The sequence below is a fragment of the Streptomyces sp. NPDC005648 genome, from assembly GCF_040605395.1.
Taxonomy (GTDB): Bacteria; Actinomycetota; Actinomycetes; order Streptomycetales; family Streptomycetaceae; genus Streptomyces.
This window is the reverse complement of the sequence record NZ_JBEXCS010000015.1, coordinates 54,932-70,828: the sequence shown is the minus strand read 5'-3', so window position 1 is coordinate 70,828 and position 15,897 is coordinate 54,932. Positions and strand designations below refer to the sequence as shown.

Here is a 15,897-nt window from a genome sequence, read left to right as displayed (position 1 = left end):
CCGGCTCCGGCCCCCTCAGTCCCGTGCGCACAGGCCTGACGACGCCGTCGCCGAGCAGGGCAGGTGGCCGTGGGCTCGGATGATGTTCTCGCTGGTGCCCTCGCCCAGGTAGGCGAGGAAGGCGGAGGCGAGGGAGCCGGAGGGGACCCGGCCGTAGGTGTAGGCGTACTCGACGCCCCGGTAGGGGTAGTCGCTGCGGCCGTACTCGATCGCCTCGACGGAGGGCGCCGCGCCGTCGAGGGGGACCGGGTGCAGGCCGCGGCGGCCGGTGGCGAGGGTGAGCTCCGAGTAGCCGATGGCGCCGGGGAGTTGGGCGACCTTCGCCAGCACGGCGTCCGTGGAGTCGAGTTCGCAGCGCATGACCGGTGCGGAGGTGTCGTCCTTGTGGACGCAGTCGAGTGAGGTGCTGGGCACCCGCTCCCAGGTGCCGAGCACCCGGCGCTGGAAGATCTGCCGGGTGCCGGAGTCGGCGTTACGGCTGACCAGGACGATCGGGGTGTCGGGGAGGGAGGCGCCGAGCTGTCTCCAGCGGGTCACCTCGCCGCGGTAGATCCGCCGTACGTCGTTCAGGGACAGCCCCCCGGCGGGCAGCCGGATGCCGTCGTTGACGACCAGGGTGAAGACGGAGAGCGCGACGCGCGTCCCGAGCAGCTTGCTGGTGTCGGCGCCGATCGCGGGGCCGTCGGAGAAGGCGATGACGTCATGAGCGCCCGGGGTGAGGGCGTTGACACCGGCCGAACTGCCGCGCGCGTCGACCGTGATGGCGGAGCCCGGGCACTTCTTCTCGTAGGCCTTCGCCAGCTCCTCGACGACGGGGGCGAAGGCCGTCGAACCGGTCACCTTCAGCGTGCCGGTCTCGCAGCCGATCGGCGCCGGGGTGTCGTCGCGGGCGACGACGATGACCGCGAGGGCGAGGACGCTGAGGGTGAGAGTGAGGGTGATCAACCGGGCGGCACGGCTGAACAGGGGCGGCTTGTCGTCGGGCGTGGCGCTGCGGTTGCTGTGCACCTGGCCCTCGCGGATGCCGCCGCTCAGCTGGACCGGGCTGCCGACGGGGCCGCCGGACAGCAGCACCAGCAGCTTGTAGTGGTCGCCTCGGTTGAGGGGGACGGGCGGGATGTGCAGGGTGTTGGTGCCGTCCTGGTAGTGGAAGCCGCGCTCGGCGGTGAAGTGGTCCATCAGATGGGCGGCGTCGGAGGGCTGGGTGACCGAGACGCCCTTGATGGTGCGCTCGCCGAAGACCGCGGTCAGCCCTTGTGCGCCGGGGCTGGTGTAGTCGTCGCGGTCGATGCCCTGCGAGCCGTCGTTCTCGACCCGGATCAGGACGAGAGTGGCGCCGGGCAGGGCCTGGCCCAGCTGGAGGCCGTCGCCTATGGGACTGTCCATCTGCACCCGGTAGCCGATCCGTCTGCGGCGCGGTACCCGGCGCTCGTACCAGACCGTGACCGCGGACGCGGCGATGCCGAGGACCGCGGTGCCCACGGCCACGACGTTCTCTGCGCTCAGCCATCCCACCGACACGACCGTACGGTCGTATGGCTCCAACAGGCTTGCGGCCAGCGGTACTTGGGGTTACTCCCTCGTGTACTTCAGGCTCTCCCCGTTGCTGGTGTTGACGCGCTGGAGGCTGCCGTCCGCGAGGAGGCTGATCTCGGTGGGGTCGCCGGGCTTGCAGTAACCGGCGTCGCCCGAGGCGACGGTGGAGGGGCCGAGCTCCAACGGCCCGTCGCCGCCCGGGTCCTGGGTGAGCCGGGCCTGGAAGACGCAGTGGTAGGTGCCGCTGGAGGTGGGGCCGTCGGCGACCAGGGACAGCACCGCGTCGCCCACCTTGCCCTGCTGGATGGTGAGTTGGCGGGTGTTCTCGCCGTCCTTGTTGGTGATGGTCGCGGTCCAGGTGCCGAGGTAGCCGGTCGGGACGGCGCCGTCGGCGGAGGCACCGGAGGCGGAGGCGGAGGGAGAGTCGGAGGGGGTGCCCTGGGACGGCTGCGGGCCGGTGCCGCCAGTGCCTCCGGTGGCCGGAGACGCCGTGACGTTCGGGCCCGGGCCCGCCTTGTTGTCGTCCTTGCTGTCACCGCCGCCGTTCATGAGGGCGTAGACCGAGGCGCCGGCGCCGAGCGCGACGACCAGGGCCACGGCGACCAGGGCGATCGTGGAGCGGCCGCTCCTACGGGCCGGCTCCTGGGGCGCTGGGGTGAGGGGGCCGGTGTAGGGAGCGGGGCCGTAGGGCGGGGTGGGGCCCATGGGGCCGTAGGCGGTGGGTTGTTGGGGGTAGCCGTAGGCGGGCGGCTGCTGCGGGTAGCCGTAGCCGGGCTGCTGCTGGGGCGTGCCGAAGCCGGGCTGCTGCGGGGAGGTGCCGTAGGCCGGCTGCTGCTGGGGGTAGCCGTGGGCGGGGTGGCCGGACGGGGGTGTCTGTGCGGGGCCCTGTGGGGTGGGCGCCGGGGGCTCGGCGGCAGGCCGGCCCGCGATCTGCGTCGGCGGGTGGGCGGGGGGCGCGCCGGTGGGGGGCAGGCCGGGCGGGGGCGGACCCATGGGCGTCCCGGCGCCGGGCTCGGACACGGAGCCATGCTCGGGGGACGCCTCGGGCGCGGGCTGCCCGGTGGGCACCTCACCCGTCCGCTCGGGGTCCTCCGCGTCCAGCAACTGAACGGCGTGACGCCCGAGTTGGGCCACCAGCGCGCTCGGCAGCCAGGGGTCGCGGGAGCGTCCGCCCAGTACGGTGTCCTCCGCGCCGCTGCGCTCCAGGACCTGGTCGAGGCCCGGCCGGGCGGCCGGGTCCTTCCTCAGACAGTCCCGTACGAGGTCGGCGATGCCCTCCGGCACCCCCTCCAGGTCGGGCTCCTCCTGCGCGATGCGGAACATCAGGGCGTGCACACCGCTGTTGGCGGTGCCGAAGGGGAGGGCGCCGGTGGCCGCGTAGGCCAGTACGGACCCCAGGCAGAAGACGTCGCAGGCGGGTGTGATCCGGTCGCCGCGCACCTGCTCGGGCGCCATGAACCCGGGCGATCCGACGAGCGCGCCGGTGCGGGTCAGCCCCCCGTCGGTGACCGTCTCCAGCGCCCGCGCGATCCCGAAGTCGATGACCCGGGGCCCGTCGATCGTCACCAGCACATTGGACGGCTTCAGATCCCGGTGCACGATCCCGGCGGCGTGGATGTCCTTGAGCGCGTGCGCGAGCCCGGCCGCCAGAATCCGCACGGACCGCTCGGGCAGCGCGCCGTGGTCGTGGCCCACCACCTGCTGCAGGCTCGGCCCGGCGACATACCCGGTCGCCACCCACGGCACGGCCGCCTCGGTGTCCGCGTCCAGCACGGGCGCCGTCCAGTACCCGCCGACCTGCCGGGCGGACTGCACCTCCTGCCGGAACCGCGCCCGGAACTCTTCCTGCGCGGCCAGCTCCTCGCGCACCAGCTTCACGGCGACGGTACGGCCGCGGTCCGACCGGGCGAGATACACGTACCCCATCCCGCCGGCCCCCAGCCGGGCCAGCAGCCGATACGCCCCGATCCGCCGCGGATCACCACCCGCCAGCTTCTCCATCCCAGGCCCCCCGAAATCCCCCGATACGCACCGGTGCGACGACCCCACGATAGTGCGGGCGTAAGAGGAGGTGACGGGGGCGGTGTCTACGGTTCCGTAACGGGGGGGAGCGGTCGCGTGGGCGGGAGCGGTTCCCGACGGGGCGCACGACGGGAGGCCGGATCGATCCGGTGTCGACAACCTGTCGCGGAAACGCTCGGACCGCAGACATGACGCCGATGTCGTCCGGTCCCACCGGGCTCCTACGCTCCCCCGCATGACCCCTCACCCCACCCCCGAGGTCGGCGCCGCCGTGAAGGCCGCGGACCGTGCGCATGTGTTCCACTCCTGGTCCGCGCAGGAGCTCATCGACCCGCTCGCCGTCGCCGGCGCGGAGGGGTCGTACTTCTGGGACTACGACGGCAAGCGGTACCTCGACTTCACCAGCGGGCTCGTCTACACCAACATCGGCTACCGGCATCCGAAGGTCGTCGCCGCGATCCAGGAGCAGGCCGCGACCCTGGCCACCTTCGCGCCCGCCTTCGCCATCGAGGCACGGTCGGAGGCGGCACGGCTGATCGCCGAGCGGACGCCCGGGGATCTGGACAAGATCTTCTTCACCAACGGGGGCGCGGACGCGGTCGAGCACGCGGTACGGATGGCCCGGCTGCACACCGGGCGGCCCAAGGTGCTGTCGGCGTACCGGTCGTACCACGGTGGTACCCAGCAGGCCGTCAACCTCACCGGCGATCCCCGGCGTTGGGCATCCGACAGCGGTGCCGCCGGGGTGGTGCACTTCTGGGCGCCCTTCCTGTACCGGTCGCGGTTCTACGCCGAGACGGAGGAGCAGGAGTGCGCCCGGGCGCTGGAGCACCTGGAGACGACCATCGCCTTCGAGGGGCCGGCCACCGTCGCCGCGATCATCCTGGAGACCATCCCCGGGACCGCCGGGATCATGGTCCCGCCGCCGGGCTATCTCGCCGGCGTACGGGAGATCTGCGACAAGTACGGGATCGTCTTCATCCTGGACGAGGTCATGGCCGGGTTCGGGCGGACCGGGGAGTGGTTCGCGGCGGACATCTTCGGGGTCGTACCGGATCTGATGACCTTCGCCAAGGGCGTGAACAGCGGATATGTGCCGCTGGGGGGTGTCGCCATCTCCGGTGCCGTCGCCGAGACCTTCGGGAAGCGGCCGTATCCCGGCGGGCTCACGTACTCCGGGCATCCGCTCGCCTGTGCCGCCGCCGTGGCGACCATCGGGGTGATGGCGGAGGAAGGTGTCGTCGACAACGCCAAGCGGCTCGGGGAGGGCGTCCTCGGGCCCGCCCTGCGCGAACTCGCCGAACGGCACCCCAGCGTCGGCGAGGTCCGCGGGGTCGGCATGTTCTGGGCGGTCGAGCTGGTGCGGAACAGGGAGACGCGCGAGCCGCTCGTGCCCTACAACGCGGCCGGTGAGGCGAACGCCCCGATGGCCGCCTTCGGGGCGGCGGCCAGGCAGCACGGCATCTGGCCGTTCGTGAACATGAACCGCACCCATGTCGTGCCGCCCTGCAACGTGACCGAGGCCGAGCTGAAGGAGGGCCTCGCGGCGCTGGACGCGGCGCTGACCGTGGCGGACGAGTACACGGTGTAGGGCCTGTGGCGGGGGGTGCGGCCGCTCGGGCGCCGCACCGCATCTCCACAGCTACGCGGGTAAACGGCGGGAACCCGAACGCGTAAGGTGGCGTGCTCGTACATATAGCCGTGCACGCCACCCCACCGCGACGAGGAGACGCCCATTCCATGCCCGCCAGCAGCGGCAACGGCGCCGTCACCCGAAGCACCCTGCGACAGCAGATCGCCGACGCGCTGCGAGACGAGGTGCTGGCGGGGCGGTTGCAGCCCGGGCAGGAGTTCACCGTCAAGGAGATCGCCGAGCAGTACGGGGTCTCCGCCACGCCCGTGCGCGAGGCGCTGGTCGACCTGTCCGCGCAGGGGCTGCTCGACGCCGACCAGCACCGCGGCTTCCACGTCCGTGAGTACTCGGTCGCCGACTACCGGGGCATCGTCGAGGCCCGCAGCCTGATCACCGACGGCATGTTCCGCGCCCTGGACGGCGACGAGAGCCGTTTCCCGCCGCACGACGACGCCCGCGCCACGGCCGCCCTCGCGGGGGTACGACGGCGCGGAGAGGAGGCGCAGCGGGCCTCGCTGGCCGGTGACCTGACCGTGCTGATCGGCTACGACCTGCGCTTCTGGCACGAGCTCGGCATCCTCTTCGGCAACCCCTACCTCGCCGACTTCCTGCACCGGCTGCGCGTCCAGTCCTGGGTCTGCGCGGTCCAGCACCTGCGCCGTCTGACCGATCTGCGCGGCGCCCTGTGGTCCGGTCACACCGATCTGGTCGACGCCCTCTCCCACCGGGACACCCCCCGGGCCCGCTCGATCGTCGACGGCTACAACGCCCACTCCCTGGCCCTGATCGAGAGACTCGCCGAGCGATGAGCGCGACAGACACCGAGGCGCTGGAACTCCCGGCGGACGACGGCACGGTGGACCTCTCCGTCGTCATCCCCGCCTACGACGAGGAGCACCGCCTCGGCCCCACCCTGGACGCGGTCACCCGCTACCTCTCCGAGAACCAGGGCCACTGGGGCAGCTGGGAGATCGTCGTCGCCGACGACGGGTCCACCGACGGCACCCGTGACGTCGTCTCCGCGCACGCCGACGCCCGCATCCGGCTGATCACCAGCCCCCGCAACCGCGGGAAGGGCAACGCGCTGCGGATCGGTGTCGCCGCCTCGCGGGGCCGGCGGGTGCTGGTGACGGACGCCGATCTCGCCGCGCCCATCGAGGAGCTGGAGAAGCTCGACAAGGCGCTCAGTGAGGGCAACTCGGCGGCGATCGGCTCCCGTTCGGTGCCGGGCGCGGTCATCGGGGAACGGCAGCATCCGGTACGTCAACTCCTGGGCCGCGCCGGGAACTTACTGATACGCCGTGCCGCCCTGCCCGGCATACGCGACACCCAGTGCGGCTTCAAGCTCTTCGAGGGCGACCGCGCCCGTGAGGCCTTCGCCGCCTCCCGGATCGACGGCTGGGGCATAGACGTCGAGGTGCTGCGTCACCTCCACCGCGCCGACCTGCGGATCGCCGAGGTGCCCGTGCACTGGTCCCACCAGCCGGGCTCCAAGGTCCGCACCCTGGACTACCCCCGCGTCCTCGCCGAACTGATCGTGCTGCGCGCCCGCGCCCTGCGCCCCGCCGACCTCTTCGCCATCCTCCTCTTCCTGCTGATGGCGATGGCCCTGTACTCGGGCCGCCTCTTCGACCCGAACCACCGCTACCTCCCCGACTCCCTCCAGGACCAGAACCAGTGGGAGTGGTTCTTCGCGGTCACCGCCCACAACCTGGCCCACCTCCACAACCCCCTCTTCTCCGACCTCCAGGGCTTCCCCGACGGCGTCAACCTCATGGCCAACACGGTCATGCTCGGCGTCACCGTGCCCTTCGCGCCGCTGACCCTGCTCGCCGGCCCCGCCGTCGCCCTCAGCACCGCCATGACCCTGGGCCTCGCCGCGACCGGCGTCGCCTGGTACTGGCTGATCAGGAAGCGGGTCGTACGCCACCGCCCCGCGGCCTTCCTCGGTGCCTCGCTCGCCGCCTTCGCCCCGCCCATGGTCAGCCACGCCAACGCGCACCCCAACTTCGTGATCCTCTTCATGATCCCGCTGATCATCGACCGCGCCCTGCGGCTGTGCGAGGGCGACGGCCGGGTGGTGCGCGACGGGGTCGTGCTGGGCCTGATGGCGACGTACCAGATCTTCCTCGGCGAGGAGCCGCTGCTCCTGTCGACCATCGGCCTGGTGCTGTTCGCCGGCGCCTACGCCGTCGTACGGAGGGATGTGGCGAAGCGGGCGTGGCGGCCCCTGCTCAAGGGCCTCGGGGTGGCGGCCGCCGTCTGCCTGCCGCTCGTCGCCTACGCCCTGACCTGGCAGTTCAGCGGGCCGCAGAGCTACAAGAGCATCCTGCACGGCGACAACGCCGGCAACAGCCCCCTCGCGCTGCTCTCCTTCGCCGAGCGCTCCCTGGTCGCGGGCAGCGCGGAACGCGCGAACGCCCTCTCCCTCAACCCCACCGAGCAGAACGCCTTCTACGGCTGGCCGCTGGTCGCCCTCGCCTTCGCGATCGTCGTACGGCTGTGGGAGCGGGCCCTGGTCAAGGCGCTGGCGGTGACGGCGGTGGGCGCGGCGCTGCTCTCCCTCGGGCCGAGGTTCCGTATCCCGATGACGGACGAGGTCTACCCCGGCCCCTGGGCGCTGCCGGCCAAGATCCCGCTGTTCGAGTCGGTGATCGAGGGCCGGGTCGCGATGGTCTGCGCGCCCGCGCTGGGCATGCTGCTCGCGCTCGCCCTGGAACGGCTGGCGGCCACCCGCGAACGGGGCGCGCAGTATCTCGGCCTGCTGGGCGTCTGCCTCGCCCTGCTGCCCCTGATCCCGGCCCCGCTGAAGACGGTCGAGCGCCCGGTGACCCCCGCCTTCTTCACCGACGGGACCTGGAAGTCGTACGTCCGCACCGGGGAGTCCCTGGTCACCGTGCCGCTGCCGGACTCCGGGTACGCGGAGCAGCTGCACTGGCAGGAGCAGGCCGGCCTCGGCTTCAGCATGCCCGGCGGCTACTTCAACGGCCCCTACGGCAAGGACCGCATCGGCATCTACGGCGCCGCGCCCCGCTACACCTCGCAGTTGCTGCGTGACGTCCGCTACACCGGCGTGATCCCGGAGATCGGCGAGAACTGGCGGGCGCAGGCGAAGCGGGACCTCGCGTACTGGAAGGCGGGCGCGCTGGTGGTGGCCCCGCAGCCGAACGACGACCGGCTGCGCAGGGCCGTGACGGAACTGGTGGGCCGTGACGGGAAGTGGGTGGACGGGGTGTGGGTATGGGACCTGCACAAGGGCACCTGAACCGTACGAACCGGGCCGCCCGAACCGTAGGAAGGGGGTCGCCCACGGGCCGCACCGACTACCCTGCCTTGACCACCCTCGATAGGTGATTGCTGCGTGTGAGGAGCCCTCTTTGGCCTGTGACCTGTGGCTGGTACCGCTCGTCGACGTGTTGTGCCACACCCCCGACAATCCGTTCGCCGACGAACTCGCGCAGTACAACACCGTGCTCGCCGCGGCCGGGCTCCCGCCGGTGCCGGTGTACCAGTACATGCCGGGCCTGTCCGGCGAGGTCGCCCCGGTGGCCGGCTTCGACTACGACGCGCTGCACTTCCTGCGCCGGGTCTACCTGCTCCAGGTGTGCGGCCTTCCGGTGACGCCGGTCGACGAACTGGGCGGCGACTACGAGCAGTTGCTGGAGATGTTCGAGTCGACGGCCCAGCAGTCGCACCTGGTCTGGCACTACGACCACGCGGGCGCCTACGTCCCCGTCGACTTCCCCCAGCCGCTGTCCAACGACGAACTCCTTGCGGGCGGCGGCCCCTTGGGCAGCGCCCAGGCCCTGCTGCGGGAGCTGGAGTACGTGGCGCCGTCGATCGGCATCGACCCGGCGAACCCCCCGGCCCCGCCGGAACCGCCGCGCGCCCCCACGGAGTTGGAGGAGCCGGCCGTCCCGGCGCCGTACGATCCCAGCCCCTTCGCGCGGGAGCGCCACGTGTGGCTCGGCCTGCACGCGGCGGCGACGCGGAGTCTGGCGCAGGGGTCGATGATCGTCTTCAGCTGAGACGGCCGAGGTCAGCCGCCGATCTGCGACAGCCCCTTCTGCAGGTCCTCGACGTTCATGACCGGGGTGTAGGTGACCTCGGCGTCCATGTCGAGGAAGAACGGCTCCGCCAGGGCCGGCATCTGCGAGCTGTCCTGCATGTCGAAGAACAGGAACGCGGTGCGCTTGCCGTGATCGGTGGTGAAGTAGGCCGCCTCGGGCTTGATGTGTTCGAGCGACTCCTGCATCAGCTTGCCCAAGGTGCCGTTGCGGATGGCGTCGTTCGTCTTCTCGGTGTTCATACAGACCTTCAGCATTACGCGCATCGCACTCACCTTCTTCTGTCGACCGATACGCGCCTTTCACATCGTAAGCCCGAAATGCCCGGCACTCCTCCGGGAGGCCCGGAGGAGCCTCCCGGAGGGCCCGTGCCCGGCGGGCGGGGGTCCTAGAACACCGCCGTCCCGTCCTGGGTGAGCTTCCAGTTGGTCGCGGCGAACGTCGACGGGTCGATCGTGCCCTTCGCCGTGGCGTAGGCGACCATCAGGTCGCGGACCTGGTTGGTGGAGCTGTACGCGGCCTCCGCGCCGGCGATGTGCGGGTAGCCGCTGCCTCCGTTGGCGCGGTAGTTGTTGACCGCGACGACGAAGACCTGGTCGTCGGCGACGGCCGTGCCGTTGTAGGTGAGGTTCTTGATCCGCGAGCCCTCGGCCTGCGCGATGTCGATGTCGTACGAGACGCCGGACGCCGTGTCGTACATGTAGTCCCAGAAGCTGTTGGCGTTGGTCAGCGTCGAGGTGTCGACCTTCGTGCCGGACGGCACCTGGTGGTAGTACTTCGCCGCGTACTCCAGGTAGTCCTTGAGCTGGGCGCCCGTCAGCTTCTTGCCGTACAGCGTGTTCTCGTAGATGTAGAGACCGGCGACGTCGCGGATGGTCACGTCGCCCTTCGGGATGTCGGCGGTGCGGCTGAAGCAGGCGGCGACGGAGATCAGCGGGAGGGCCGCGTCCGCCGTCGACAGGCCCGCCTTCACCGCCTCGATCTGCACCTGGTGGATGAAGTCGATGGCGGGTACGTCCTTCCAGCAGGCCTCCGCCGTCGACATGTCCTCGGTGCAGGTGCCGATCGCCGTGTTGACGTACTTGACGACCAACTCGTGGTCGGCCTCCAGGAGTTCCGTGATCCGCGCGTCCTCCGCGACCGTGTTGCTGTTGAGCGTGGTCGCCGTCTTGCCGGTGACCTTCCAGCAGCCGTGGTGGAGTTCGAGCTCGAAGTCGAAGACGGAAAGGCGGTAGCCGTAGCAGTAGGGCTCGGACAGCAGGACGTCCTCGCCGGTCTCCTCGTTCTTCACCGTGTACGTCGGGACGTCCACGTGGGTGTGGCCGACGAGGATCGCGTCGATGCCGGGGACCTGCTCGGCGACCAGGTTGGAGGCGTTCTCCACGTACGGGAGTTCGTCGCCCCACGAGGTCGAGCCGTCCAGGCCGGAGTGGTCGGTGAGGAAGACGACGTCACAGCCGAGGGCGCGCAGCCTGGGCACGTACTTCTTCGCCTGCTCGACAAGGCCCGGGAAGACCATCTTGCCGCTGACGTTGTCCTTGTCCCAGAGCGCGATGCCCGGGTTGGTGAGGCCGAGGATGCCGACCTTGATGTCGGGCGCGCCCGGCACCTTGATGCGCTTGACGGTGTACGGCGGGAAGGCCGGCCGCAGGGTCTTGGCGTCCAGGGCGTTGGCGCCGAGCAGGGGGAAGTGACACTGGCGCTCGAAGGCGCGCAGCACGTCGATGCCGTAGTTGAACTCGTGGTTGCCGAGGGCGGCGGCGTCGTAGCGCATCTCGTTCATGGCCACGGCCATGGGGTGCTTCGGGCCCCGCCTGCCGTCCTTGCCGGTGATGGGGTCGACGTTCGCGTAGTAGTACGCCAGCGAGGTGCCCTGGATGATGTCGCCCGCGTCGACGAGCAGCACCCGCTCCTCGCCCTTCTGCTCGCGCAGCTGCTTGACCAGGGTGGCGATCCGGGCGACGCCGTAGGTGTTGCCCTTGCTGTCCGAGTAGGCCTTGTTGCTGTAGTAGTCCCAGTTGAAGACGTGGCTGTGCAGGTCGGTGGTGCCCAGGATGGAGAACGACCAGGTCTTCGGGGTCTTCTCGGGCTTGCCGAGCTCGGCGGCCTGGGCGCTGCCGGCGCCGACCGCACCCGCGGCGGCGACGGCCGCGCCGGTGACGGCCGACTTCTTCACGAACTGCCGACGGTTCATGGGACTGACGGGCATGCGAGGCTCCTGGAACGGGAGAGGACGAGAGAGGGAGCGGAATGCGGGGCTACCCGCGTAGATAGTTACGTCCCTCTATTACGCGCGGAACCAGTAACAAGTCATGGACAGGTCAAAGATGCGCATGACCTGACCAACAAGTCGGGACCTCAGGTGAGCAACTCCCGTCAAGGGGCGGCAAATTGAGGGCCAAGTAAGAAGTAAATGTGAAGGTTAGGTGTTGGTGTGACTTGCGGGGCGGTTTAGCGTGAGCCGCTCCTCGCATCAGGGGGAAATCGAGCCACGGGGGTTCCGTATGCGACTCACCCGAACTTTGTCATGGTCCAGACATTTCACATCCCGTATCGCCGTACTCGGCCTCGGCCTGACACTCACCGCGACCGGCGGCGGCATGACGGCGACCGCGTTCGCCGACGGGGCAACGCACTCCACGTCGGCGGCCGCCGCGACCTCCGAGCCCGACACCGGTTCCGCCCTGGCCGCGGCCAGGGAGCGGGGATCCCGGGTCGAGGTGACCGGAAAACGCACCGAGACCTCGACGACCTGGGCCAACCCGTCCGGCACTCTGACCACGGATGTTTACGACGCTCCGATCCGGGTCCGCAAGGACGGGGCGTGGACCCCGGTGAACACCACGCTCGCCGACACCGGCACGGCGGTGACACCCGACGCCACACCGGCCGAACTGCACTTCTCGGACGGCGGATCCGGACCTTTCGCCGAGCTCCAGGACGGGGCCAAATCCCTGTCGCTCTCCCTCGGCAAGGACCTTCCGGCACCGGAACTGGAAGGAAACATCGCCACTTACGGGGACGCCGCCGCGGGCGGCGACCTCCTGGTGACCGCGCTCCCGAGCGGGTTCTCGGAACAGGTCATCCTGCACAAGCGGCCGGACGGTCCGCTGACCATCCGGATACCGCTGACCACGTCGGGCGGACTCAAGGTCTCTCAGAACGAGGCCGGCCACCTGCTGTTGACCGACGCCACCGGCAAGACCGTCGCCGACGCGCCCGCCCCGCACATGTGGGACTCCTCCCTCAACGCAACCTCCGGTCTGCCAGCGCACGACACCAAGGTCGAGTCGAAGATCGAGGACACCAGCTCGGGCCAGGTCCTTGTCCTCACTCCGGACTCCGGCTTCCTGGACTCGACGAAAGTGACCTACCCGCTCACCATCGACCCGACCACCACGCTCGCGGTGACCACGGACACCTGGCTGGAAGACCCCAACTACACGGACTCGCAGCGCTCTTCCGGGGAGCTTCGCGTCGGAACCTACGATGGCGGAACCCACCGAGCCCGCGCCTTCCTCAAGTTCGACACCTCCGAGTTCACCGGCACCCACATCGTCGACACCGACCTCAAGCTGTACTCCTACTGGTCCTCCACCTGCTCGACCGCGGGCTCCGGGGTCCGCGTGCGGCGCATCACCTCAGACTGGGATCCCTCCGCGATCACCTGGAGCGCGATGCCGACCGTCACGAGCGCGGGTGAGGTCGTCAACAAGGGTGCCCACGGCTACTCCTCCTCCGACTGCCCGGCCGCGTACAGCCATTGGGACATCGACGGCATCGTGCAGGCCTGGGCCGACGGCGCCCCGAACTACGGCCTCCAGTTGCGGGCCGTGGACGAGACCGACTCCCTCACCTGGCGGCGCTACCGCTCGGCGAACTACATCGCCGGGGACGACTCGGTCGAACCGCACCTGAGCGTCACGTACGAGGAGGCAGAACTCGCCGGCATCACCGACTCCGCTTCCCTCAGCACCCCCGTGGTCAGCAGCGGCACCGTGCAAAAAGCGGATGGTACGGCTGTGGCGGGCGCTGACGTCGTCCTCTACGCATGGCCGGACAACGAGACGGACGCAGCCCTCCAAGAAGGCGACTCGGTCAAGCTGCAGCCCGTGGCCAAGGCGATCGCCGACAGCTCCGGGAACTACACGTTGAGACTTGCCTCGGCCGACTTGGCGGCACCGGAGGCGGCGAGCGACGGCACGGTCAACTTCGAGACCGTCGCCTACTCGGGAGACGACGAGGCGACCTTCAACTTCCCGCGGAAATTGGTTGGTTCAGGGACCGCGACCGCCTACCTGGCCGCCACCACCACGAATCCCGATACCGACAGCAGCATGTCGAGCGCCGACACCCAGACCCCGGTGAGCGCCACGCTCGTCCTGGAGTCCGCGCCGGTCACGACGTCCGACACCGACGAGACGTCCGCCACGGCCGAAGACACAACCGACACGCCCGTCTCCGTCAGCGACAGCCCGGACAGCGCGGACCCTTCCGCCGCCGATGACGCCGCCGCGGCGGCGAGCGCGGCCGACACCTCCGACTCCGCCGGCGTGGCCAAGGCCTGCACCGGAACCCTCACGAAGGACCTGGGCCCGAAATGGGTCATCGTCGGCCAGACGTACAGCGCCACGACGGGCGTGCAACACACGCTCTCCTACACGAAGGGCGCCTCCAGCTCGCTTGGCGTCGGCAGCTCCATCACCGGGGCCTACGGCAGCTTCGACGCCAGCGGAAGCGTCTCCAAGGAGAGCACCGTCACGAACGACTACCCGACGTATGGGAACCACAAAGGCGTCTACTACAAGTCCGAGTACGACTACGGCAAGTACAAGATGGCCTGCGTGAGCGGTGGACATGGCAGCGTCATCACCTACCACTACGAGGTGCGGGCCCGGTACTACTACGGCGGCGAGAAGATCGTCTCCGCGTCGACGCCGAAGGCGACGACCTGCGCTCAGTATCCCAAGGACGCGAAGTTCACCCGGACCACGTCCAAGGCCGTCACGTGGACGGACGGGGCGAGTACCGGCGACGCCATCGGAATCAACCTCTCGGCGGAGACCGGCTACTCCTCGGAGACGACCGTGGTGTACACGTTCAAGGCCAACCGCTACATCTGCGGAACCGGCGGGGCGCCCGGCAGCCAGCATCCGTACAACTTCGTGGCCACCACGACGGTGAGAGGGTACAAGCCGTGATCACCACTCCGCCACGACGGCGGCTGCTAGGGCGGGCCAGCGCTCTGGCCCTGGCACTCGTGCTGGGGACAGGCTGCTCGTCCGCTCCCGGCACCCCTTCGGGGGACGGTCCGCTCAACGGGCCGGACTACAACGACGCCGGATCGGGCGACGTGTGCCTGCCGGCCAAGCCGGGTGCCACGCTGACGTTCGGCGGGGACGAACTGCACAACTACGGGAAGAGCAAGGTCGTCGTCGACAGCGTCGGCCTTACCGAGGCACACGGCGTGCGAGTGGTCGATGCAGTCATCGTGCCCGCCGCGAACACTTTCATCGGTTACGCACTCCACTACCCGCCGCCGAAGTCCAACCTCGACGACGTCGGTACGGGCTGGCAGCACCGCCGACAGGCGACGGGGGCGACCATCGCACCGCAATCCGACAAGTCGAAGCTCACGCACAACCTCGTGGTGGCGATCCGCGTGACGGGAACCTCCCATGTAGGGATGAAACACGTGATGGTGGACTACCACGTCGGCAGCAAAAGGTACCGCTGGTACAACGTCCTGAGCCTCAGCGTGGAAACCAGAAAGAAGGCGTGCTGAAGCACCTACGGCTCGTCGTAGCGGCGCTGCTGATGACGCTCGGGATGTCGGTCACGTCCGCCGACACCCCGGGCGTCACCGCCACCACCGCGCCGACGGGACCGGACACGAGCCCGGTGGTCGCCCTGGTCAACGCCTCCTCGCCCGCCGGCGACCTGTTCAACGGGCAGTTCTGCGGAGGCGTGCTCATCGCCTCCGACCTGGTGCTCACCGCCGCGCACTGCGTCCGGGTGCGGCGGCCCGGCACGGTGGACGCCGTCGTGGGAGCGGACAACCTGTGCCGCAACGCCCCCGTGCCGGGCAGCCGGATGCACGTCCGCCGGATCATCCTGTACCCGTCCGGCAGGGGCACGGACGCCGCACTCCTCGTCCTGACCGGCCGGGCGAGGACCACTCCGGCCCGCCTGCCCGCGCGTGGGGACCAAACACCCGCCACGGCAACCGAGTTCGGCTGGGGCAGGAACGGCTACGGCGGGGTGGCACCCTGCCGCCGCACAGCCGTGCCCCTGCGGTTCGTGCCCGCGAACCGCTGCACCGCGGCTCAACGCGCCCTGGGCATCACCCCGTACCCCGACCGTCAACTCTGCGCCGTCCCCGGTCCCGACGCGACCCGCAACACCTGCACCGGCGACTCGGGCAGCCCGCTCCTGAGCGGGGGAAGCCCGGCGGCCGTGCTGGGGATCGTCAGCTGGGGCCCGAGCTGCCGGGTGAACGACGTGGGGGTGTATGTGCGGGCGGGCTCGCTCGGAGGGTGGGTACGGGGGCGCTGAGCGGTTGCGCCGACGGCGGCCGACCACTCACCAAGGCCATCGAGCGCGAATTCCAACGCCCGCCGCCGTACGCCCGTACCCCCT

11 protein-coding genes are annotated in these 15,897 nt (G+C 70.2%); 7 read left to right on the top strand and 4 right to left on the bottom strand.

Going from position 1 to position 15,897, the window contains the following annotated elements; genetic code table 11:
* Positions 1-15 precede the first annotated feature (15 nt).
* On the bottom strand, positions 16-1,515 hold the full coding sequence (locus ABZT17_RS11620; RefSeq protein ID WP_356346855.1) for a substrate-binding domain-containing protein: 1,500 nt from the start codon (positions 1,513-1,515) through the stop codon (positions 16-18).
* Positions 1,516-1,572: 57 nt separating this feature from the next.
* Positions 1,573-3,537 carry a protein kinase gene (locus tag ABZT17_RS11615; RefSeq protein WP_356346852.1) on the bottom strand — a complete coding sequence of 655 codons (1,965 nt, stop codon included), beginning with the start codon at positions 3,535-3,537 and terminating at the stop codon, positions 1,573-1,575.
* Positions 3,538-3,793: 256 nt separating this feature from the next.
* On the opposite strand from ABZT17_RS11615, the gene ABZT17_RS11610 reads away from it, so the two are divergent.
* The 4 genes from ABZT17_RS11610 to ABZT17_RS11595 all read left to right on the top strand — a co-directional run bounded on the left by ABZT17_RS11610 (position 3,794) and on the right by ABZT17_RS11595 (position 9,219).
* Positions 3,794-5,149 (top strand): aspartate aminotransferase family protein, encoded by a 1,356-nt coding sequence (locus tag ABZT17_RS11610; protein WP_356346850.1) that lies wholly within the window; start codon positions 3,794-3,796, stop codon positions 5,147-5,149.
* A gap of 149 nt (positions 5,150-5,298) precedes the next feature.
* Positions 5,299-6,000 (top strand): GntR family transcriptional regulator, encoded by a 702-nt coding sequence (locus tag ABZT17_RS11605; protein ID WP_356346848.1) that lies wholly within the window; start codon positions 5,299-5,301, stop codon positions 5,998-6,000.
* Positions 5,997-8,456, top strand: coding sequence for a glycosyltransferase (locus ABZT17_RS11600; protein WP_356346846.1), 2,460 nt, complete (start codon positions 5,997-5,999; stop codon positions 8,454-8,456). The genes ABZT17_RS11605 and ABZT17_RS11600 overlap by 4 nt, the downstream gene beginning before the upstream one ends.
* Before the next feature lie 112 nt (positions 8,457-8,568).
* Entirely contained in the window at positions 8,569-9,219 is a 651-nt protein-coding gene (locus tag ABZT17_RS11595; protein ID WP_356346844.1) for a hypothetical protein, read from the top strand.
* Positions 9,220-9,230: 11 nt separating this feature from the next.
* Here ABZT17_RS11595 and ABZT17_RS11590 read toward each other — a convergent pair whose 3' ends face one another.
* Both ABZT17_RS11590 and ABZT17_RS11585 read right to left on the bottom strand, forming a co-directional pair.
* Complete coding sequence (locus tag ABZT17_RS11590) at positions 9,231-9,524, bottom strand: hypothetical protein (protein WP_356346842.1); 294 nt, start codon at positions 9,522-9,524, stop codon at positions 9,231-9,233.
* Positions 9,525-9,646: 122 nt separating this feature from the next.
* Entirely contained in the window at positions 9,647-11,467 is a 1,821-nt protein-coding gene (locus ABZT17_RS11585) for a 5'-nucleotidase C-terminal domain-containing protein (protein ID WP_356346839.1), read from the bottom strand.
* Between the two features lie 391 nt (positions 11,468-11,858).
* Between ABZT17_RS11585 and ABZT17_RS11580 the strand changes: the two genes are divergently transcribed.
* From ABZT17_RS11580 to ABZT17_RS11570, 3 genes are read left to right on the top strand one after another with little or no spacing between them, the layout of a single operon-like run.
* A complete protein-coding gene (locus ABZT17_RS11580; RefSeq protein ID WP_356346837.1) occupies positions 11,859-14,459 on the top strand; it encodes a DNRLRE domain-containing protein in 2,601 nt (866 codons plus the stop codon).
* Positions 14,456-15,043 (top strand): hypothetical protein, encoded by a 588-nt coding sequence (locus ABZT17_RS11575; protein ID WP_356346835.1) that lies wholly within the window; start codon positions 14,456-14,458, stop codon positions 15,041-15,043. The genes ABZT17_RS11580 and ABZT17_RS11575 overlap by 4 nt, the downstream gene beginning before the upstream one ends.
* The gene (locus tag ABZT17_RS11570; protein ID WP_356346833.1) at positions 15,037-15,813 is read left to right on the top strand and encodes a trypsin-like serine protease; all 777 of its coding nucleotides are present in this window, start codon (positions 15,037-15,039) and stop codon (positions 15,811-15,813) included. Before ABZT17_RS11575 ends, ABZT17_RS11570 begins: the two co-directional genes overlap by 7 nt.
* The last annotated feature ends 84 nt before the right edge of the window (positions 15,814-15,897 follow it).

Coding starts and splice junctions, on each gene's coding strand:
- ABZT17_RS11615 (WP_356346852.1), bottom strand. CDS start 3,537: ATGGAGAAGCTGGCGGGTGGTGATCCGCGGCGGATCGGGGCGTATCGG.
- ABZT17_RS11610 (WP_356346850.1), top strand. CDS start 3,794: ATGACCCCTCACCCCACCCCCGAGGTCGGCGCCGCCGTGAAGGCCGCG.
- ABZT17_RS11605 (WP_356346848.1), top strand. CDS start 5,299: ATGCCCGCCAGCAGCGGCAACGGCGCCGTCACCCGAAGCACCCTGCGA.
- ABZT17_RS11600 (WP_356346846.1), top strand. CDS start 5,997: ATGAGCGCGACAGACACCGAGGCGCTGGAACTCCCGGCGGACGACGGC.
- ABZT17_RS11590 (WP_356346842.1), bottom strand. CDS start 9,524: ATGCGCGTAATGCTGAAGGTCTGTATGAACACCGAGAAGACGAACGAC.
- ABZT17_RS11585 (WP_356346839.1), bottom strand. CDS start 11,467: ATGCCCGTCAGTCCCATGAACCGTCGGCAGTTCGTGAAGAAGTCGGCC.
- ABZT17_RS11580 (WP_356346837.1), top strand. CDS start 11,859: ATGACGGCGACCGCGTTCGCCGACGGGGCAACGCACTCCACGTCGGCG.